The organism is Cupriavidus sp. WKF15 (assembly GCF_029278605.1).
GTDB lineage: Bacteria > Pseudomonadota > Gammaproteobacteria > Burkholderiales > Burkholderiaceae > Cupriavidus.
This window is the reverse complement of sequence record NZ_CP119573.1, coordinates 1,401,079-1,421,294: the sequence shown is the minus strand read 5'-3', so window position 1 is coordinate 1,421,294 and position 20,216 is coordinate 1,401,079. Positions and strand designations below refer to the sequence as shown.

Genomic DNA, 20,216 nt, shown 5'->3' with positions numbered 1-20,216 from the left:
TTGTCCGATGCCCCACCTCATGCCGGTCTCGCCTCCCGTGTGCGCAGGCTGATCCACCGCCCCACCGGCAACGCCCTGCGCGCCGCGGTGCTCGGCGTCAACGATGGCCTGGTCTCCAGCTTTTGCCTGGTCATGGGCATGGAAGGCGCGGCGGCCACGCGTGAAGCCGTGGTTCTGGCAGGCCTCGCCGGCCTGATCGCTGGCGCGTGCTCGATGGCGCTGGGCGAGTGGCTGTCGGTCACCAACAGCCGCGAGATGAACACCAAGCGACTGAGCGACATGGCCCACGAAATTGCGCACGCGCCGGACACAGCCATGCACAGGCTGGTATCGGTGCTTGCCGCCAAAGGCGTCACGCGCGCAGACGCCGAGCGTGAAGCGGCGGAAATCATGCGCAACCCGAAGGCAGCGGTCGACACCTTCGCGCGCGATGTCCTTGGCATCAACCCCAAGGAGCGCGGCGGCAATCCGGTGCAGGCGGCAGTGATCTCGTTCGTCTTGTATGGCAGCGGCGCGCTGGTGCCCCTGCTGCCCTTCCTGGTCACTAGCGGCCCTTCGGCAAAGCTGTCGAGCATCCTGGCCTGCCTTGGAGCCCTGGGTCTGGTCGGGTGGGGCACGTCAACCTTCAATGGCCGCAATGGCTGGTTCTCCGCCGCCAGGCAGATCCTGATTGGCGCCATGGCCGCGGCATTCACCTATGGACTCGGTGCCCTGTTTGGTTCGCTGTAGATCGCGGCACATGAGGAGTGGGCGTCCCGCGCCCCGTAAGACCGTCGCGATATCAAGTGACGTACCAGACGGAAATGTGAAAACGTGCTTGACGTCCCCACCACCCTGCCCGTATGGTTCAAAACCGAATCGTAATTCGAATTATCTAAATAAAAAATGCGAGACACTACAACAGGAGGCACCTTCCCGTCTTCCGCCTTTCCGCGCGTGGAGACCCCCTCGATCCTGCAGCCACCGCGCCAGCGCCGCGCACGCGAAACCGAACAGGCACTGCTCGGCGCGGGACGCGAACTGCTGGCGCAACGGGACTTTGCCGCAGTATCCGTGGCCCAGATCGCTGCGGCCTGCCAGGTGTCGGTGGGGGCCTTCTATGGCCGCTTCCGCGACAAGATGGCCTACTTCGAGGCCTTGCGCGCCCTGGTGATCCAGGAAACGGCCGAGTCAGTCGAACGCTACCTGGCCCAGCAGCGGTGGGAGGATGTCGCAACGCACACGGTGCTTGAGAAGACCATGCGCTTCCTCGTGCTCGGCGTCATTGCCAACCGTGGCGTCATCCGCGCTTCACTACGGCATGCTTCGACTCGCCCTGAGGAATGGCTGCCACATCGCCAGAACGGCGACGCGGTGGTCGAGTGCATGGTGCTGCTGCTGGTGCCGCGCCTGCCCTTGCCCGCCACCGAGGCTGAGCAGCGAGTGCGCTTTGCCATGCAGGCGGTATTCAGCATGCTTGTCAACGCGGTGCTCAACGATTCCGGGCCGTTCCATCTGGACGACGAACGGCTGCCAGTCGAGATGACTCGCATGCTGACCGCCTACCTGGGCGTGGAAGTGGCGCCGGCCTGACTCCCGTTACGGGTGCCTGCCTGTTGCCGGCCGAAGGTAATGCAGGCCGGCGATAGCCGCTATGAATTTGCATGCGCCTTGCTTTGACGGCGCATGCAAGCCCCCTAGAATCCGCTTACACACTGGATGTGTCCTTCGGTGCATCCGGCCGTTCCTGCCACCGCTCCGCTGATTCGTGGCAAATCGAACCTAGAAATCATTCATGGCAACCCTCTTCCTCGTACGGCACGGACAGGCCTCGTTCGGCGCGGCCAATTACGATTGCCTTTCCGAAACCGGCCGGCGGCAGGCGCGCTGGCTCGGCGAGTATTTCCGTGATCGGGGCATCGGCCTGAAGCGCGTCGTGGCCGGCACGCTGGTGCGCCAGCGGGACACGGCCGCCGAGATTCTCTCAGCCATGGGCACCTGCGGATCCTCGATTGAATCGCATCCGGGCCTGAACGAATACGACGGCGAAGCGCTGTACCGGTCCTATACCGGCGGCGCAGACCATCGAGCCCACCAGAACGGCGACTACCAGGACTACTGGCGTACGTTCAGGGCGGCCTACCAGGCATGGACCCAGGACACCCTGGCCGATATGCCGGAATCATGGGCCGAGTTCGGTGCACGCATCGACGCGGCGCTGATGCAGGCATGCGAAGGTGCCTCGCGTGAAGATGCCATCCTGGTGGTCAGCTCGGGTGGCGCCATCGGCCGCGCAGCCGCCGACCTGCTGGGCGCTCCTGCGCAAACGGCCATCGAGCTGAACCTTCAGTTCCGCAATACAGGGTTCTGCGAAATCATCGTCGGCCGCGGCACGCGGCGCTTGCTGAGTTTCAACAGCGTGCCGCACCTGGAGCTGCCGGACCGCCGCAGCGCGCAGACGTTCGCCTGAGTCCGCGGCGCCTGGCGCCGCCAATGGGTCCTGCCGGATGGATTCCCGGGGATCCGGGCTCGGAATGGAGCGTGGCCCCGGCAACTGGCGCGGGCACTTTGACATGCCCGCGCCGCCGGTACTGCCCCCTTTACACCTTGCCCACCGCCGTACCGGGCGAATGCAGCGCTTACAGGCGCTCGATAATGGTGACGTTGGCCAGCCCGCCGCCTTCGCACATGGTCTGCAGGCCGTAGCGCTTGCCATGCGTATGGAGCGAATGGATCAGCGTGGTCATCAGCTTGGCGCCCGAGCCGCCCAGCGGATGGCCCAGCGCGATGGCGCCGCCATGGACATTCAGTCGTTCCGGATCCGCACCCGTCGCCTTGAGCCATGCGAGCGGCACAGGCGCAAAGGCCTCGTTCACTTCGTACAGGTCGATGTCGTTGATGCTCATGCCTGCCTTCTTGAGCGCGTGCTGCGTTGCCGGCAGCGGCGCCTCCAGCATGATCACCGGATCATGGCCGATCACGGTCATGTGGTGCACGCGCGCCAGCGGCTTGACGCCCAGCTTCTTCAGGCCGGCTTCGTTGACCACCATCAGGCCTGCCGCGCCGTCGCAGATCTGGCTGGCCGTGGCTGCGGTCACGCGCCCGCCTTCGGCGATCAGCTTGACGCTGCCGATCGATTCCAGCGTCGCATCCGCGCGAATGCCTTCGTCGGCGGTATGCAGCTCGCCGTTACGGGTGCCATCGGCCAGGCGGACTTCTACCGGCACGATCTCGGCGTTGAAGCGGCCCGCGCGGGTCGCAGCGGCGGCGCGCTGGTGGCTCAGCAATGCGTAACGGTCCAGGTCCTCGCGCGAAAAGCCGTAGTTGCGCGCGATCATTTCCGCGCCCGTGAACTGGCTGAACTGCACGCCCGGGTAACGCTGCTCGATGTTCGGGCTCTTCGGCACGCCAAAGCCATTCTTGGCCGGCAGTTGCGACGACAGTCCCATCGGCACGCGCGTCATGCTTTCCACGCCAGCGGCGATGACGATGTCCATCGCACCCGACATCACCGCCTGCGCCGCAAAGTGCAGCGCCTGTTGCGACGAACCGCACTGGCGGTCGACCGAGGTGCCCGGGACGCTTTCGGGCAGGCGGGACGCCAGGATGGCGTTGCGCGCCACGTTGCCGGCCTGTTCGCCGACCTGGCTCACGCAACCCATGATGACGTCTTCGACCAGCGCGGGATCGGCACCGGTGCGGTCGAGCAGCGCGTTGAGTACTTCAGCAGCCAGGTCGGCCGGATGCCAGCCGGCCAGCCTGCCGCCTTTGCGTCCACCCGCGGTACGTACCGCACCAACGATATATGCCTCTGCCATGTGATCTCCTTGAACGATGCCGGCGACAATGGCCAGCCGTATAGCCTAGATGCACGCATTCTGGGGATGCCGTGCGGCGCGCGCGTCGTCGGAAGCGACGAAACGAGCGCCGCCGATCAGGTCCGCGGCGCGAGCACGGCGAAAATGGCGGTCGCGCGCAGCAGGCAGCGCTCGCCGCTCATCACGCGGCATGTGCCATAGCGCAGGCGCGCCCCGAGCTTGTCGAATTCCACGCGTGCCTCGAGCCAGTCGCCGACGCGCGCGGCATCGAGGTAGTCCAGGCTCAGGTTGACCGTGACGGCGTTGTTCTTCCGCTTGGTCTCGATCTGCATCATCATCCCGATCGCCGTATCGGCCAGCGTGGCCAGCATGCCGCCGTGCGGAATGCCGAGATTGTTCAGATGGTGCTCGCCGACGCGCACGGCCAGGGTCCGGCGCTGCAAATTGACGTACAGCTGGCCGAAGTGGCCCATGTAGCCGTCCAGCTTGCGCAAGGCCACGAAGCCCTCGGGCACGCCCCCGGCCGAGGCCTCGTCGCCGGCCGCCATGGCGGCAATCTCCGCTTCCGCCATGGCCTCAGCCGAAATAGCGCGAAGCGACGCCGAGTTGCTCGCGGCACTCCGCCACCATGCGCGCGACCAGTTCCTCGCAGCTCGGCACATCGTCGATCAGGCCCACGCACTGGCCCGCGCTCACGATGCCGCCATCGGGCTCGCCCGATACCAGCGCCGCCTTGCCACGCTGACCGGCGACCAGGTGCCGCACTTCCTCGAACTCGGCCCCGCCCGGGCGGCGTTCGATGCTGACCACCTCATCCGACACGGCGTTCTTCAGCACGCGCGCGGTGTTGTGCATGGTGCGGAAGATCAGGTTGGTGTCGCGCTCGCTGGCGGCAACCAGCGCTTGCTTGATGTTGTCGTGGATGGGCGCCTCGCGCGTGGCGCAGAAGCGCGTGCCCATGTTCACGCCCTCGGCGCCCAGCACCAGGGCCGCTGCCATGCCGCGGCCGTCGGCGATGCCACCCGACGCGATGACGGGAATCTTCAGCCGGCGCGCCGCCAGCGGAATCAGCACCATGCCCGGCACATCGTCTTCGCCGGGATGGCCCGCGCACTCGAAACCGTCGATCGACACCGCGTCGACACCCAGGCGCTCGGCCGACAGCGCGTGTCGGATCGCCACGCACTTGTGGATCACCTTCAGGCCGGCGGCCTTGGCGCGCGCGATGTGTTCCTTGGGATTGTTGCCTGCCGTTTCCAGCACCTTGACGCCGCTTTCGATGATGGCATCGAGATAGCGCGCATACGGCGGCGGGTTGATCGACGGCAGCAGCGTGAGATTGACACCGAAGGGACGATCGGTCATTTCACGGCAGCGGCGGATTTCCTCGGCCAGCGCCTCGGGCGTCGGCTGCGTCAGCGCGGTCAGGATGCCCAGCCCGCCGGCATTGGAAACAGCAGCCGCCATCTCGGCATAACCCACCCATTGCATGCCGCCCTGGATGATCGGGTAGCGGATTCCCAGCATTTCGGTGATACGTGTCTTCATGGTTGTCCTTGGTTTCAGCCGCGCGGCCTGCCGTCCCGGGCAGCCTGCGCCACGCAGGGCAGTCTAAGGTGCCCGCGCGCGCCTTAGCTTCGTCGGAAGCGACGATTGCAGGAGACGCATTCTGCACTAGTGTGGGCCAGACCCACCCACGCCGCCTGGACCGTCATGAACCAACCCACCCCGACCTTCGAGACCCTGCGCTATGCCGTGGAAGACGGCATAGCGACCATCACCCTGCACCGGCCCGAGCAGCTCAACGCCTTCACCGGCCAGATGATGCAGGACCTGATCGCCGCCTTCGACGCCACCGATGCCGATGACAACGTGCGCGCCGTCATCGTCACGGGTTCCGGCCGCGCCTTCTGCGCGGGCGCGGACCTGTCGGGCGGCAGCTCCACCTTCGACTACGAGAAGCGCTATGGCGCAAAGCCCGACACGGCCCACCGCGACGGCGGCGGCCGCGTGTCGCTGCGCATCTTCCGCAGCCTCAAGCCGGTCATCGGCGCGGTGAACGGCGCGGCGGTCGGCGTCGGCGTGACCATGCAGCTGCCCATGGACATCCGGCTGGCGTCCACCGATGCCAAGTTCGGCTTTGTGTTCGCACGGCGCGGCATTACGCCGGAAGCCGCGTCTTCGTGGTTCCTGTCGCGCGTGGTCGGTATCTCGACCGCGCTCGAATGGTGCTACACCGGCCGCGTGTTCTCGGCCCAGGAAGCGTTCGAGCGCGGCCTGGTCCGCTCGCTCCATGCGCCCGAGGACCTGTTGCCGGCCGCGCGCGCCATTGCGCGGGAAATCGCCGACAACGCGGCGCCGGTGTCCGTCGCGATCTCGCGCCAGCTGATCTGGCGCATGGCCGGGGCCAGCCACCCGATGGAGGCGCACAAGCTCGACAGCCGGGCGATCCTGTCGCGCGGCCGTTCGGCCGATGTCAAGGAAGGCGTCAGCGCCTTCCTCGAAAAGCGCCCCGCCGCCTTCCCGGATCGCGTGTCGCAGGACCTGCCGGACTTCTTCGACTGGAGCGGCGAGCCGCCGTTCGCCTGAGCAGGAGTGGACATGAAAGTCAGCCAGGCGGTGGACAGCCGCAAATCCGTGCGTGGTTTTCTGCCGAAGCCCGTCGCTCCCGATACCATCCGCCGCGTGCTGGCCGCCGCGGCACGCGCGCCCTCGGGCGGCAACCTGCAGCCGTGGCACATTCACGTGGTCGGCGGCGATGAGATGGATCGGCTGAAAGGCATCATGCGCCAGCGCGTGGCGCAAGCGCCCGGTGGCGAAGACCGCGAGTACGACATCTATCCGCGCGAGCTCGCCTCCCCCTATCGCGACCGGCGCTTCGAGGTCGGCGAGGCGCTGTATCGCTGCCTCGATATCCCGCGCGAAGACAAGCAGCGCCGCCTGGCGCAGTTCGCCAACAACTTCGCGTTCTTCGGCGCGCCGCTGGCGCTGTTCTGCAGCGTCGACCGGCGCATGGGGCCGCCGCAATGGTCGGACCTTGGCATGTACCTGCAGACGGTGATGCTGCTGCTGCGCGAGGAAGGCCTGGACAGTTGCGCGCAGGAATGCTGGGCGATCTATCCGCAGACGCTCGGCAGCTTCCTGTCGCTGCCGCCGGAGCGGATGCTGTTCACGGGCATGGCAATCGGCTACGAAGATCCCGAGGCGCCCGCCAACCAGTTGCGCGCGCCGCGCGCAGCGCTGGAGGCGTTCTCCGAGTTCATGGGCATCTGAACGGGAGGAAGGCGCGCCCGACGGGCGCGCCTTTCACAGCAGTCCGAGCTGCCTCGCGATGGCCACGGCCTGCGTGCGGTTGCTGGCGTGAAGCTTGGCGCTGATATTGCGCAAGTGCGTGCGCACCGTGGTTTCCGACACGAACAGCCGCTGGGCCATGGCGACGTTGGAGAACCCTTCGGCCAGCAGTTGCAGCACCTTCTGCTCCTTCGGGGTCAGCGGCTCCACCAGCGGCGCGGGCGCGGCCTGGTTAGCCGGCGCCGCGTCCGGTCCCATGCCGCACGCTGCAAGCAGCTTTTCCACATACGCCGACGGCAGGTTGCCGCCTTGCCTTGCACAGGCCTGCGCCACGAGGCGGCGCACCTCGTCCCCCTCATCGGCAAAGATGCGGACAAACCCTTCCGCCGCGCCGAAGCGCAACGCCTCACCCATGACCACGAGCGCCTGTGCGCCATCCCCCGTGCGCTGGTATGCCTGGGCCAGCAGGATGCGCAGCTTCAGCGCGCGCCGCATGAGCTGGTTGGACACCGCGGCCGCCAGTTCGCGCTCCAGTGCCTCGCGCACCTGCGCGGTGGGTTCGACATGCAAAGCCAGGCGCAGGCGGCCTACCGTGATGTCTTCGACATCGTTCGCGAACGAGCTGACGCCCGGCCGCGTACGCCATAGCGCAGGCTCGGACGCGCGCAGCAGGGCTTCTTCGGCAGCGTGCCGGTTGCCCTGGCGCAAGGCCAGGCGCGCGCGCTCGAGCATCGCGGACATGACCAGGCGCGTCAGGCCGCGATGGTGCCCAAGATGCTCCAGCGCGGCCAGCCATTCATGGGCCTGGTCGGCTTCGCCACGCTCGAAGGCAATGCGCGCCAGCACCAGATGGCCGGTAATGATCTGGTCCGGCAAGCCCAGGTCGCGTGACAGCGGCAGGTACACATTCAGCAAGCGGCCGGCACGGTCGGAATCGCCGCTCTCATAGAGCCCTTCGGCCAGCAGGATGCAGGCCATGGCATTGCCATTGGTCGGTCCGAACCGGTTCGGCAACATGGTGCGCGCGGCAATGCGGAAGCGCCCCAGCGCCTGCTGCAGCCGTCCCTGGCGCAGGTCGATCAGCCCTTCCACCGACTCCGAGAAGATCTTGTTGAAGTTGCTGTCCGAACCGCGCACGGCCTGCCGCGCCACGGCCAGCAGGCGGCGCGCCTCGCCGTAGTCGCCACTGACGGCCGCGAGCCGCGCCATCGACGTGGCCAGGATGGCATCGGGAAAGGCATAGCCCATCGGCAGCGGCGGCAACTCGTTGCGGGCAAAGGCGCGGGCATCGTCGAAGCGGTCCATCATATTGAGCAGCATGTGCCGCAGCGCGCGCACATGTGCCAGCAGCTCGCCTGCCGCACCTTCGGTGGAAGCAGCCTGCAGCAGTGCAATGGCTTCGGCCGGCCCGCGCGTGAACGACACCGCCCACGCGCGCGCGATTTGCAGCTTGGGCCAGCGCGCCAGTTCGTCTGGCGGTACCACTTCGAGCCAGCGCGTCAGCAACCGCATGCGCCCCTGCGCCAGCAGCTCGCCCGCCGCGCTGTCCAGCAATTGCAGCGCATGGGCCACCGCCCCGGCGGCAAAGGCATGCTCGATGGCCGGCACCGGGCGCCCCTGGCCTTCATACCAGCGCGAGGCCGCCATGTGCAGCGCGGGCACTGCCTGCGGCAGGGTCTGCGCGAGCTGTCCGCGCAGGAAGCTGGAAAAGAGGCTGTGATAGCGATACCACTGCTGCGGCTGCTCTCCGGTGCCGCGCTCGCCGTAGCGCTCGCTCTCCAGCGGCAGCAGGAACAGGTTGGCACGCTCGAGCCAGGCCAGGATGTCGGCGCTGTTGCCGGCTGCCGCTTCGCCTTCGGCAGGCGCGCCGGCCTGCGCGGCTGACTGGTACAGCGCGTCGCACAGCGGTCCGCACAACTGGTCGAGGATCGACGTGCGCAACAGGAAGTCGCGCACGGGCTCTGGCAAGTGGTGAAAGACGTCCTCGACCAGGTAATCGGCAATGGCCGCGTTCGAGCCAGAGAAACCCGCGATAAAGGTTTCTGGCTGCGCACGACGCTCCATGGAGACCGAGGCCAGCCACAGCGCGGTGGGCCACCCCTCGGTACGCCGGTGCAGGACGCTGATGGCGGCCTGTTCCAGCTTCAGGCCGCGTGCCTGGCGCAGGAACGATTCTGTTTCGCTGGCACTGAAGCGCAGTTGGGCGGGCTCGATCTCGAGCAGTTCGCCACGCGCGCGCAGCCGGCCAAGGCCGGTCTCCGGTACCCAGCGCGTGCCGACCACGACGCGCGCGCCCGGCGGCAGGCTTTCCACGAGCTGCCAGACCAGCCCCACCACGGCCGGGTTCTGGAGCGCTTCGAAATCGTCGAGGAACAGCGTAAAGGCGCCATGATGCCGCGCCACGCGGTCCATCAGCGCGAGCGCCTGCTCGCCGGCATCCGCTCCGGCATGATCGGCGGGACGCTTCGGGCCGCCCTCCAGTACCTGCGACAGCGCCACCTCCAGCGATCCGAGGAAGCGCGTGGCGTCGTTATCGGCGCGGTCCAGGGTCAGCCAGACCGTCGGCACGCCAGCCGCTTCCAGCCGCGCCCGGCATTGCAGCATGGCCGTGGTCTTGCCGAAGCCGGCCGGCGCGCGCACCAGGACGAGCCGCACGAAGCCGGCCGCGCAGACGGTATCGCAGATGGCTGAGCGCTCCACCTGGTAAGGGGTCAGCAGGGGCGGCCGCAGTTTCGCCGCCAGGGCGCCAGTGCCCGCGCCCGGCGCCGGGCGCCGGGCAGTCTCCTCATTGCTCGCCATTGGCTAGTTTGTGCTCCGCATCCGGGTTCAGCCTTGCCCTTTGTACTGCAGGCCAGCCGGTGTGACAGCGCGGCCGTGCCCGTGAATGAACAGGGAATTATGGCGTAAACCGGCCCGGGCGTCGGCGAGCAAGGCCGCGACTGCCAATCGCGGCGCCGTTGGATATCAAACCAGCTTGCTGCCGTGGCCGGCCCAGTAGCGGTCGCGCAGCACCCGCTTGAGCAGCTTGCCGGTCGGCAGGCGCGGCAGTTCGGCCGCGAAGTCCACGGTGCGCGGGCATTTGATGCCGGACAGGTTCTCGCGGCAGAACGCGATCAGCTCGGCGGCCAGCTCGGGCCCCGCTTCCGCCATGCTGGCCGGCTGCACCACGGCCTTGACCTCCTCGCCGAAATCTTCGTTCGGCACGCCGATCACGGCCACGTCCATGACCTTCGGATGAGTCATCAGCAGGTTCTCGGCCTCCTGCGGGTAAATGTTCACGCCGCCCGAGATGATCATGTTGGCCTTGCGGTCAGTGAGGTAGAGGTAGCCGTCCTCGTCCACGTAGCCGATGTCGCCGATGGTGCTCCAGTCCGCATGTTCGGGATGGCGCGATTCCTCGGTCTTGGCCGGGTCGTTGTGGTACACGAACTGGCGCCCCTCGGCAAAATAAATCGTGCCCGGCTGCCCGGGCGGCATCAACGCACCGTCCGCATCGCAGATGCGCAGCTTGCCGATCATGGCGCGCCCGACCGTGCCCTTGCGCTGCAGCCACTCGGACGAGCTGACCACCGTCACGCCATTGCCCTCGGTGCCGGCGTAGTACTCCCACACGACCGGCCCCCACCATTCGATCATCTGCTCCTTGACCTGCACCGGACATGGTGCCGCGGCGTGGATGGCCACGCGCAGCGACGACACGTCATGGCGGGCGCGCGTCTCCGCGGGCAGCTTCAGCATGCGCGAGAACATAGTCGGCACCACTTGCGTATGCGTGATGCCATGCTCCTGCACGAGCCGCAGGAACTGCTCCGCATCGAAATGCTCCATCACCACCGAGGTACCGCCCAGCGCCTGCACCGACATGTTGTAGCGCAGCGGCGCGGCGTGGTACAGCGGCGCTGGCGACAGATAGCGCATGTCAGGACCGAAGCCATACAGCCTCTGCGTGAGCGCGGTCAGCGAAGTCGGTGTGTCGATGTCCGGGCTGCCCGGCGGCGCGTAGACGCCCTTCGGGCGTCCGGTGGTGCCCGATGAATACAGCATGTCGCCGCCCGTGGTTTCGTCCTCGATGCGTTGGGCCGGATACCGTGCAAGCGTGGTTTCGTACGACATGTAGCCGGGCAAGGCGCCGTCCAGCATCAGGTAGCCCTTCAGGCCCGGCACCTGTTCCATCAGCGCCTCGGCGACCTCTCCCTGCGCCCGGGAGGAAACCAGCATCTGCGCGCCGCTGTCGCGGATGATGTAGGCGGCATCGGCCGCGTTCAGGCGTGTGCTCAGGCAGATAAAGGTAATGCCGCTGCGCTGCGCGCCCCAGCACAGCTCGAACAGCCGCGGATGGTTCTCGATCAGGAACGCCACGCGATCGCCGCGCTGCAGGCCGTGGCCGCGATAGAGACGGGCCGCCTGGTTGGAGCGCTCGTCCAGTTCGCGGTATGTCACCACGGTGCCGTCGCCCATGATGACCGCCGGCTTCTCTGGGGTGCGCTGCGCGTGGACATACGGGTGCATGGCGTGGTCTCCTGGAATTCGAATAGGGTCCGCCGCATCGGCGGCGGTTGGGGTGGATGCATTCTCATGAGCCCGGCCAGACTCGGGCATCGTCGGAAACGACGAACGGGACGAGGCCCGGCATGCGGCACTGCGGCAAGCGCCGGGCCCGGGGCTTCGTCCGATGCGACGATGCGCGCGCGACTGGCTTGCGCCGAAGATGGCCGACTGGATGTTCTGCCTGGTGCGTACCAGCCGCGACGCACGGCGCCAGGAAGGCATCTCGTTCGTGCTGGTGGACATGCGCACGCCTGGCATCACGGTGGCCGCGCTACCCACCCTCGATGGCCCGATGCCCGGGCAGCAGGAAGTCAACCAGGTGTTCTTCGACAATGTGCGCGTGCCGGTCGAGAACCGCATTGGCGAAGAAGGCATGGGCTGGACCTACGCCAAGTACCTGCTCGAGTTCGAGCGCGGCGGCACCTATGGCCCGACCTTGCGCAAACAGCTGGCCAAAGTCGCGGCGATCGCCGCGGACCAGCCCGGCGACGATGGCCGGCCGCTACTCGCGGACGCGTGCTTCCGCCGCAAGCTGGCCCAGCTTCACCTGCGCGCGGCCGGGCTGCAGGCGGTGGAACTGAAGCTGTTCAGCGGCGTGGAATCGGGCAAATCGATCGGCGCCGCGTCGAGCATGCTCAAGCTGCTGGGGACGGAGGCCATGCAGGCCATCAGCGAACTGGCCGTGGATGCGGCGGGTCCGGCGGCGCTGCCCTTCGTGCAGGACACCTGGGCGGAGATCCAGGGCCGGGAGGCGCCGCCGCGCGTCGGGCCCGACTATGCCGCCGTGCTGGCGCCGCGCTATTTCAATTACCGCAAGGCTTCGATCTACGGCGGCTCCAACGAGATTCAGCGCAATATCATCGCCAAGCTGATGCTCGGACTCTAGCGCTACCGATACCGGCCGAACTGCCGCATGCCGGATGCGGCGGCGGCTGGTGGAAGACAGAAGCCCGCCGAAGCGGGTTTCTGTTTGTACCAGCCGCCTCCGTCAGATCCCGCCGCTACTCGGCCTTGATGTCGTACTCGCGAATCAGCTTCGCCCATGCGGCGGTTTCCTCGCGGATGCGCGCGGCCAGCGCCTCGGGCGTACTGGCCACCGGCTCCATGCCCTGGCGCTGCAGCTCGGTCCGGACCGCGGCCGTCCCCAGCAAGGCACGCACCTCGGCCGCCAGTCCGTCGACGGCCGCCGCCGGCGTGGCGCGCGGCACCAGCAGCGCATACCAGGAACTGACGTCGATGCCGGCCACGCCCTGCTCGGCCAGCGACGGCACGCCGGGCGCGGCAGGCGAACGCTTCGACTGCGTCACCGCCAGCGCGCGCAGCTTGCCCGACTGGATGAACGGCGCCAGCGTCGGCCATGTGCCCAGCAGCACCGGTACCTGGCCGCCCACCACGTCATTGAGCGCCTGCGTCGTGCCTTTGTAGGGTACGTGCATCAGCGTCACGCCTGCCTTGTGCCGGAACAGCTCGCCGGCCAGGTGCAGCCCGCTGCCGACGCCTGGACTGGCGTAGCCAAGCGGCGTGCCGGCCTGCGCCGACTGCCGCGCGAGCCGGATCAGCTCCTGCACGGAATTCGCCTTGACCGACGGATGCACGGCCAGCACGTTGGGCGAACTGGCCAGCAGCGACACCGGCCGGAAATCACGCTCCACCTGGTAGGACAGCGCCGGGAACAGCGTCGGGTTGATGGTCAGGTTGCCGGCCGGCACCACCAGCAGCGTGCAGCCATCGCCCGCGGCACGGCGCACGGCGTCGATGCCGATATTGCCGTTGGCGCCGGGCTTGTTGTCGACGATATACGGAACGTTCGCATGCCGTTGCTGCAGCCCGTGCGAGAGCGTGCGTGCGAGCTGGTCGGCCGGCCCGCCGGCCGGGAACGGCACCACGATGCGCACGTTGGCACAGGCGGCCCAGGCATTCTGCGTGGCGAGGCCGGCTGTCACCAGCAGACCCGCCGCCATGGCAACGAGCCAACGGCGTCGGGTAGGGAATCCGGCCTGCTTGCCGTCGTAACTGATATGACTTTGTTGCATCGGTTGAAGGTTCAGCCCAGGCCGAACGGCCGGGGCGGTTCGGGCGGACGGTAGTCGAGCAGCCGCGACAGTTCCGCGCCGGCGCCCCTGACCATTTCCACCATATTGTCCAGTTGATCCGGGTCGATACGCGAAGCCGGGATGGTTGCCCCCAGTGCCGCCACGACCTTGCCGGTACGGTCGCGCACGGGCGCCGCGATCGTCGAGATGCTGGCCTCGAAGAAGCCTTCATGCAGCACGTAGCCGCGTTCACGGTCGCGCTGCACCATCTCGTAGAGTTCCTCGACCGTGCGTGGCGTGCTTTCCGAAAACACCTCCAGCCGCGCTTCGGGATACAGCGCCCGCAACTCGTCCAGCGACAGGTCTTCGAGCAGCACGCGCCCGAGCACCGTGGCGTGCGCCGGCAGCCGCGTGCCGACGTTGACCGTGCTGGCAAACGGGCGCGGCGACACGGACTTGGCCACGTAGACGATCGAGCGCCCGTCGCGCACCACGAGGTTGCACGGGTAATGGATCTCGTCGCGCAGCCGGTCCAGCAGCGGGCGGCCCAGCTCGGTCAGTTCCAGCGAGGCCAGGTAGTCAAAGCCTAGCCGCAGCACCGCCATGCCGAGCCGGAACTCGCGGCCGCCATCGGTGCGCTCGACGAAGCCCATCATCTCCAGCGTGGCCAGCAGGCGGAAAACGGTCGAGCGCGGCACCTTCAGGCGCCGCGCCAGCTCGGCGGCCGACAGGGTGCGCTCGCGGCTGCTGAACTCGCCCAGCAAGCGCAGGCCGCGCTCCAGCCCCGGCACGATGTACTTGTCCTGGGCGTCTTCGGGCGGCGATTCGGTGGTCATGGTTTGTCTCTGCTATGCGTGTTATGGCGTTCCGGACATGCTTCGGGTGCCTTGCGGGGCCGTTTTCCACCCCTGCGTACACCGGCAACGTTCCCATATATCACGCCTGAGCCCCATAGGGTACCCGTCGCGCCGACAAACCTCGCGCGGCGGCGGGTTGTTCCCCCGCCACGCCACGTCCCCCGCCCTACTTCAGATAGTCGCGCAACCAGGCCGCGCACTGCTCGCCATGCTGGGCCGGCCAGCGCACGACGATGGTCTCGTCACGCCGGCGCAATTCCACGCAGATGTCCGAGAGCGGCCCGCGCTGCGCCGGCGCACGCCCGAACAGCCTGGACAGCAGGCCACCGTTGTCACTGTGGCCGTTCCAGGCCGGAGCGCTGGCTGCATGGCCGTTGTGCGCGGCGAGCGGTGCCGGCGCTGCCATCGCCGGCATGGCAACCGGTGGCGCCGCGGTCGATGCAGCAGCCGGCACCGCTGCGGCCTGGCCGGCCTGCGGCGACAGCCGCGCCAGCAGGTTGGCGCCGAACTCGTCCCACATCCGGTCGGCCTTGGTCTTCATCACGCTCAGGCCAAAGGTGCCGAGCCGACCCAGCACGTCGACCTGGACCCGGATGCGCAACTGGGTCGAGCCGTCCTCCTGCTCCGTCAGGAAGATCTCGCTCGCCTGGCGCAGCGAACTGGCGACCGACGCATCCTCGCCCGTGCCCTCGGTGCGCAAGTAATGCGGCGCGCGCGTCTCGACGATCTTCGTATGCAGGCGGAAGCGTGCATTGATGAACGCGATCTTCACCGTCATGTGCGCGATGTATTCCACATCGCTGATGACCTCGATCGATTCCATGCCAGGCACGCAGGCGCCCATCACGTTCGGGTCGAGCAGCAGTTCCCACACGCGCGCCGGCGGCGCCGCGGTGACCAGGGTCTTTTCAATTTCCACGCATTTTCTCCGCGGCGGACAGGATGGATTCGACGATGCCGACGTAGCCCGTGCAGCGGCACAGGTTCCCGTTCAGCCCGTGACGGACCTCCTCTTCCGTTGGGTTGGGGTTGTCGGCCAGCAGCGCGCACGACGTCATCAGAAAGCCCGGCGTGCAGTAGCCGCACTGCAGGCCGCCGCATTCCATGACGCTTTGCTGCAGTGGGTGCAGTTCGCCATCGGCCGCCAGGCCTTCTACGGTCATCACGTGGCGCCCGCGCACCTGCGCGGCCAGCATCAGGCAGGACTTGACGGCCTCGCCGTCGACCAGCACCGTGCAGGCGCCGCAAATGCCCGTTTCGCAGCCGCGCTTGGTGCCGGTCAGGTTCAGGTCGTCGCGCAGCAGGTCGGACAGCATGCGCCGCGCCGGAACTTCGACGCTATGTTCTTCTCCGTTGACGGTGACATCGATGGTGATTTTGCTCATGGCAACTCCTCAGTCCGCGGCCACGCCGAACAGCTCGGCGATGGTGCGGCGTGCGACCGTGCGCACGATGTGGCGGCGGAAGTCCGCCGAACCGCGCATGTCCGATACCGCGTTGATGTCGGCGGCCACGATCTCCGCGGCCTCGGCCGCGAGTTCCGCCGTCACGGCCTGGCCGATCAGCAGCGCTTCGGCACGATGCAGGCGGGCCGGGATCGGCGTGGAAGCGCCGACGGCCAGCCGGGCCTCCACGCAGAAATCGCCCTCGCGGCGTACCGACAGCGCCACGCTGGCGAGCGGGCGGTGCTCGGCCGCTGTACGCAGGAACCGCGCGTAGCGCCCGTCCGCACCCGCTGCCGGCGCCGGCAACCGGATCTCGGTAACGATCTCACCCGGCATCAGGGCCGTGACGTAGTAGTCGACGAGAAAATCTTCGATCGCCAGCACGCGCTCTCCACCCGGACCGCTCAGCACGACCTGCGCACCAAGGGCCATCAGGCAGCCCGGCGGATCGGTGGCCGGATCGGCATAGCAAAGGTTGCCGCCGATGGTGCCCTGGTTGCGCACCTGCGGATTGGCCACGCGCGCGGCCATGCTGGCCAGCATTGGATAGTGCGCCTGCACGACGGGCGAGCGCGCCACCTCGGCATGCAAGCTCAGCGCGCCGACGCGCAGGCCCTGACGCGGGTCGAACGCGATGCCGCGCAGCGCATCCAGCTTGCCGAGGTAGACCACATGGCTCGGCGTCAACATGCGCTGACGCATGCCGAGTATCAATGCGGTGCCGCCCGCGTAGGCGCGGCAGTTGTCGCCGAGGTCCACCAGCATGCGGCTCGCCTCACCGACCGTGGCCGGCTCCAGGAATTCGAAATCACGCATGGGCGGCCTCCTTCTCCGTCTCATTGCGCTCGCGCAGCGCCGCCAGCACCTTCTCCGGCGTGATCGGCAGCGAGTGGATACGCACGCCAATGGCGTGATGCACCGCGTTGGCAATCGCCGCCGCGCCGGGCAGGATCGCGGTTTCGCTTGCGCCCTTGGCACCGAACGGGCCATTGGGATCGTTGGACTCCACCAGGTCGGTGCGCAGCATCGGCAGCGCATCGGCCGTGGCCATGGTGTAGTCGGCAAAGTTGCCGTTCTGCAGGCGGCCGTCTTCGTAGCGCAAGTGTTCGTAGAGCGTCCAGCCGATCGCCTGCACCGTCGCGCCGTGGGTCTGGCCATGCACCGCGAGCGGGTTGATCGCCTTGCCGCAGTCGTCGGCAACAAAGCTGTCGATCACGGTCACGCGGCCCGTGCAGGTATCGACCTCGACCTCCACCGCCTGCGCCGCGAACGAATAGGCGGGCGCGACATTGCCGTAGTAGTTGGCGTCATGCATCACGGTGGGCGCGTCATAGGTAGCGCGCACATGGATGCCCTCGCCGCCGTGGCGGAAGATATGCAGCCGAGCGATCTCGGCCAGCGTTGCCGACTTGTCCGCCTGGCCCGGCACGCTGATGCGGCCATCGGCATACGACAGGCTGTCCGCGTCCACGCCGAATTTCTCCGCCGCCAGCGCCAGCACCTTCTGCTTCGCTTCGCGCGCGGCGCGCAGCACGGCATTGCCCGAGATGATGGTCACGCGCGAGGCCAGCGAGCCCAGGCAGAACGGCGAGGTATCGGTATCGGGCGCCGTCACGGTCACGTGCGACAGCGGGATCCCCATCTCCTGGGCGCAGATCTGGCTGAGCATGGTGTTGGCGCCCTGCCCCATGTCGCATTCGCTGGTCTGCAGCATCACGCGGCCGTCTTCATTGAGCTTGAGCAGGATGGTCGAGCCGTCCCAGTTGCCAAGCGTGCGGTTGCCGCTGACGTGCATCGCCGCCGCAATGCCCACGCCGCGCCGGCGCATGCCGGTGCCGCGCGGCGCGGCGCGCTTGGCGTCCCAGCCGATCGCCTGGCGCGTCATCTCCAGGCACTCCTGCATGCCCGTGCTGCCGATCTGCCAGCCATGCACGCTGGTCTCGCCACGGCCGATGGCATTGCGCTTGTGCACCTCGATCGGATCCATGCCGATCATCTCGGCCAGCACCGTCAGGTGGCAGTTCAGCGGGAACTGCATCTGCTGCCCGCCAAAGCCGCGGAAGGCGCCGCGCGGCGGGTTGTTGGTATAGGCCAGCACCGCGTGCGCGCGCACGTTGGTGATGCGGTGCATATTGTCGCTGCGCATCGCGCTGACGTGCATGACATCGCCGGCCAGACCGGAAAAGGCGCCGCACTCGGCCGTGATGCGCACGTCCTTGGCCACGATCATGCCGTGCGCCGACAGGCCCATGCGCAACCAGACCTTCGCGGGCACACTCGCGCGCGCGCCCTGGAAATCTTCAAGGCGGTTGTTGACGAGCCGCACCGGGCGATCGAGCCTGGTCGCCAGGAATGCGCAGATCAGGCTGTTGTTCTCCTCGACGATCTTGGCGCCAAAGCCCCCGCCCGTGGTGGCCTGCACCACGCGGATGGTCGATGCCGGACGATCGAGCGCCTCGGCCATGCGGCTGCGCGCGAGGAACACCGACTGCGTCGACGCATACACCGTCAGCCGCCCGTTGCCATCCTGCGCCGCGACGGACGCCATCGGCTCCAGGTAGCCCGGATACTGCGAGTGCATGTCGTAGGTCGCCTCGTACACCGCAGCGGCCTCGGCAAAGCCGGCTTCCACGTCGCCGCGCTCGATATGCATCTCATGGCCGATATTGCGCGTGCCGGCATGGATCTCCGGCGCCCCGTCGGCCAAAGCGGCCTCGGGGCTCAGCAGCGCCGGCAACGGCTCGTACTCGACGCGTATCAGGTCCAGCGCATCGCGGGCGATTTCCTCGCTCACCGCCACCACGGCCGCGACTTCCTCGCCGACGTGGCGCACCATGCCGGCGGCCAGGATGCGCTGCTCCTTGCGGTGCGGCCCCCACAGGCGCGTGGGCGTATCGCGCCCGGTCACCACCAGCTTGACACCGGGCAGCGCCTTCGCCGCCGAGGTGTCGATGGCGGCGATGCGCGCATGCGGGTGCGGGCTGCGCAGCACCTTCGCGTGCAGCATGCCGGGCAGCTTGATGTCGCCGGCATATTGCGCGCGTCCCATGACCTTCTCCCGCGCGGTCACCTGCGGCGTGGACGCTCCCACGATGGACTGGCTCATGCCCGCCTCCTGCGTCTGGTATTGCATCGATCTGCTGGGTGCTGCGTCATTCCGCGGAAATGCCCATGTCGCGGATGACCTTGCCAAGGCGCTCGTAGTCGGAAGCGTTGACCTTTTCGAGCGCCGCGGGCGTGCCGCCGATCGGCAAAGCGCCGAACGTGGCCATCTTCTCGGCGACGTCCGGCAGCCTGATCACCTCGTTGAGCTGCTCGTTGAGGACCTTCACCACCTCGGCGGGCGTGCCCTTGGGCGCCATCACGCCGTGCCATGCGCCGACCACCACGTCCTTGTAGCCAAGTTCGGCCAGTGTCGGCACGTTCGGCAGCAGCGCGGAGCGCTTCGCATCGGTGATGGCCAGGGCGATCAGTTTGCCCGTGTTGATGTACTGCGCGACCGGGCCCAGCGTGACGTAGGCAAAGTTCACGTGACCGGCCACCACGTCGTTGACGGCCGGCGCCACGCCCTTGTATGGCACGTGCTGGATCTTCACGCCCGCGGCGCGGTTCAGCATCTCGCCGGCAATGTGCATCGGCGAGCCGGCGCCCGGGCTGGCATAGGTGAAGCTCTTGCCCGCCTTCGCCGCGGCGATCATCTCCGGGACCGTCTTGACGCCGGCCGCCGGGTTGGCCACCAGCAGCACCGCCTGCACCGCGGTCTGAATCACGGGCGTGAAGCTGTGCAGCGGGTCATAGCTGGCTGCCGGCGCTAGCTTGAGCACCATCGGCGCGAGCGTGAACGGGTTCGGCGTATAGAGCAGCGTGTAGCCATCCGGCTGCGCGCGGCTGACGAAGGCGGTACCGACCACGCCCGCGGCGCCGGGGCGGTTCTCCACGATCACGGGCTGCTTGAGGCGCGCCGACAGCTTGTCGGCATACAGGCGCGCCATGGCATCCGTGTCGCCGCCCGGCGGATAGGCGACCACCATGGTCACGGTCTTGGTCGGATAGGCAGCGGCAGCGGCCGCGCTGCCCGCGGCAAGCGCCAGCGCCGCCATGGCAGTGGCGGCAAGGAAAAGTCGGCGGTCTCGTTTCATCAACAGCTCCTGTGGGGGCGCTTCGCGGCGGGAGGCGGGTCGGTTGTGCTCAACGCGAAGACAGGGTTGGCTCGATGGAAAACATATCTGCGTATGTTTTATTGGT

At 67.7% G+C, this 20,216-nt stretch carries 18 protein-coding genes; 6 read left to right on the top strand and 12 right to left on the bottom strand.

Annotated elements, in window-relative coordinates; all coding sequences use genetic code 11:
- The 3 genes from CupriaWKF_RS23865 (at position 1) to CupriaWKF_RS23855 (ending at position 2,449) form a co-directional block, all read left to right on the top strand.
- Positions 1 to 729, top strand: coding sequence for a VIT1/CCC1 transporter family protein (locus tag CupriaWKF_RS23865; RefSeq protein ID WP_276100932.1), 729 nt, complete (start codon positions 1 to 3; stop codon positions 727 to 729).
- Between the two features lie 156 nt (positions 730 to 885).
- Positions 886 to 1,572: a TetR/AcrR family transcriptional regulator gene (locus CupriaWKF_RS23860; RefSeq protein WP_276100931.1), complete on the top strand. Its 687-nt coding sequence runs from the start codon at positions 886 to 888 to the stop codon at positions 1,570 to 1,572.
- A gap of 202 nt (positions 1,573 to 1,774) precedes the next feature.
- Entirely contained in the window at positions 1,775 to 2,449 is a 675-nt protein-coding gene (locus CupriaWKF_RS23855; protein WP_276100930.1) for a histidine phosphatase family protein, read from the top strand.
- A 169-nt stretch (positions 2,450 to 2,618) separates the two neighbouring features.
- On the opposite strand, the gene CupriaWKF_RS23850 is transcribed toward CupriaWKF_RS23855, so the two are convergent.
- The 3 genes from CupriaWKF_RS23850 to CupriaWKF_RS23840 form a co-directional block, all read right to left on the bottom strand.
- The gene (locus CupriaWKF_RS23850; RefSeq protein ID WP_276100929.1) at positions 2,619 to 3,797 is read right to left on the bottom strand and encodes an acetyl-CoA C-acetyltransferase; all 1,179 of its coding nucleotides are present in this window, start codon (positions 3,795 to 3,797) and stop codon (positions 2,619 to 2,621) included.
- A gap of 116 nt (positions 3,798 to 3,913) precedes the next feature.
- Positions 3,914 to 4,369: a PaaI family thioesterase gene (locus CupriaWKF_RS23845; protein ID WP_276100928.1), complete on the bottom strand. Its 456-nt coding sequence runs from the start codon at positions 4,367 to 4,369 to the stop codon at positions 3,914 to 3,916.
- A 4-nt stretch (positions 4,370 to 4,373) separates the two neighbouring features.
- A complete protein-coding gene (locus CupriaWKF_RS23840; RefSeq protein WP_276100927.1) occupies positions 4,374 to 5,345 on the bottom strand; it encodes a nitronate monooxygenase family protein in 972 nt (323 codons plus the stop codon).
- Positions 5,346 to 5,510: 165 nt separating this feature from the next.
- On the opposite strand from CupriaWKF_RS23840, the gene CupriaWKF_RS23835 reads away from it, so the two are divergent.
- Positions 5,511 to 6,386 (top strand): crotonase/enoyl-CoA hydratase family protein, encoded by an 876-nt coding sequence (locus CupriaWKF_RS23835; protein WP_276100926.1) that lies wholly within the window; start codon positions 5,511 to 5,513, stop codon positions 6,384 to 6,386.
- Between the two features lie 12 nt (positions 6,387 to 6,398).
- Positions 6,399 to 7,070, top strand: a complete 672-nt coding sequence (locus CupriaWKF_RS23830; protein ID WP_276100925.1) for a nitroreductase — start codon at positions 6,399 to 6,401, stop codon at positions 7,068 to 7,070.
- Between the two features lie 33 nt (positions 7,071 to 7,103).
- Here CupriaWKF_RS23830 and CupriaWKF_RS23825 read toward each other — a convergent pair whose 3' ends face one another.
- Complete coding sequence (locus CupriaWKF_RS23825; RefSeq protein WP_276100924.1) at positions 7,104 to 9,887, bottom strand: LuxR C-terminal-related transcriptional regulator; 2,784 nt, start codon at positions 9,885 to 9,887, stop codon at positions 7,104 to 7,106.
- 165 nt (positions 9,888 to 10,052) lie between these two features.
- Positions 10,053 to 11,597, bottom strand: a complete 1,545-nt coding sequence (locus CupriaWKF_RS23820) for an AMP-binding protein (RefSeq protein ID WP_276100923.1) — start codon at positions 11,595 to 11,597, stop codon at positions 10,053 to 10,055.
- A gap of 163 nt (positions 11,598 to 11,760) precedes the next feature.
- Between CupriaWKF_RS23820 and CupriaWKF_RS23815 the strand changes: the two genes are divergently transcribed.
- The gene (locus CupriaWKF_RS23815; protein ID WP_276100922.1) at positions 11,761 to 12,522 is read left to right on the top strand and encodes an acyl-CoA dehydrogenase family protein; all 762 of its coding nucleotides are present in this window, start codon (positions 11,761 to 11,763) and stop codon (positions 12,520 to 12,522) included.
- A 115-nt stretch (positions 12,523 to 12,637) separates the two neighbouring features.
- Here the strand turns inward: CupriaWKF_RS23815 and CupriaWKF_RS23810 are convergent, their stop codons facing one another.
- The 7 genes from CupriaWKF_RS23810 to CupriaWKF_RS23780 all read right to left on the bottom strand — a co-directional run bounded on the left by CupriaWKF_RS23810 (position 12,638) and on the right by CupriaWKF_RS23780 (position 20,110).
- Positions 12,638 to 13,597 (bottom strand): tripartite tricarboxylate transporter substrate binding protein, encoded by a 960-nt coding sequence (locus CupriaWKF_RS23810; RefSeq protein ID WP_276103183.1) that lies wholly within the window; start codon positions 13,595 to 13,597, stop codon positions 12,638 to 12,640.
- Between the two features lie 83 nt (positions 13,598 to 13,680).
- On the bottom strand, positions 13,681 to 14,505 hold the full coding sequence (locus CupriaWKF_RS23805; RefSeq protein WP_276100921.1) for an IclR family transcriptional regulator: 825 nt from the start codon (positions 14,503 to 14,505) through the stop codon (positions 13,681 to 13,683).
- 187 nt (positions 14,506 to 14,692) lie between these two features.
- Positions 14,693 to 15,445: an SRPBCC family protein gene (locus CupriaWKF_RS23800; protein WP_276100920.1), complete on the bottom strand. Its 753-nt coding sequence runs from the start codon at positions 15,443 to 15,445 to the stop codon at positions 14,693 to 14,695.
- Positions 15,435 to 15,911, bottom strand: a complete 477-nt coding sequence (locus tag CupriaWKF_RS23795; RefSeq protein ID WP_276100919.1) for a (2Fe-2S)-binding protein — start codon at positions 15,909 to 15,911, stop codon at positions 15,435 to 15,437. The genes CupriaWKF_RS23800 and CupriaWKF_RS23795 overlap by 11 nt, the downstream gene beginning before the upstream one ends.
- Positions 15,912 to 15,920: 9 nt before the next feature.
- Positions 15,921 to 16,787: a xanthine dehydrogenase family protein subunit M gene (locus CupriaWKF_RS23790; protein WP_276100918.1), complete on the bottom strand. Its 867-nt coding sequence runs from the start codon at positions 16,785 to 16,787 to the stop codon at positions 15,921 to 15,923.
- Positions 16,780 to 19,077 carry a xanthine dehydrogenase family protein molybdopterin-binding subunit gene (locus tag CupriaWKF_RS23785; RefSeq protein ID WP_276100917.1) on the bottom strand — a complete coding sequence of 766 codons (2,298 nt, stop codon included), beginning with the start codon at positions 19,075 to 19,077 and terminating at the stop codon, positions 16,780 to 16,782. Before CupriaWKF_RS23785 ends, CupriaWKF_RS23790 begins: the two co-directional genes overlap by 8 nt.
- Before the next feature lie 46 nt (positions 19,078 to 19,123).
- A complete protein-coding gene (locus CupriaWKF_RS23780) occupies positions 19,124 to 20,110 on the bottom strand; it encodes a tripartite tricarboxylate transporter substrate binding protein (protein WP_276100916.1) in 987 nt (328 codons plus the stop codon).
- Positions 20,111 to 20,216 lie beyond the last annotated feature (106 nt).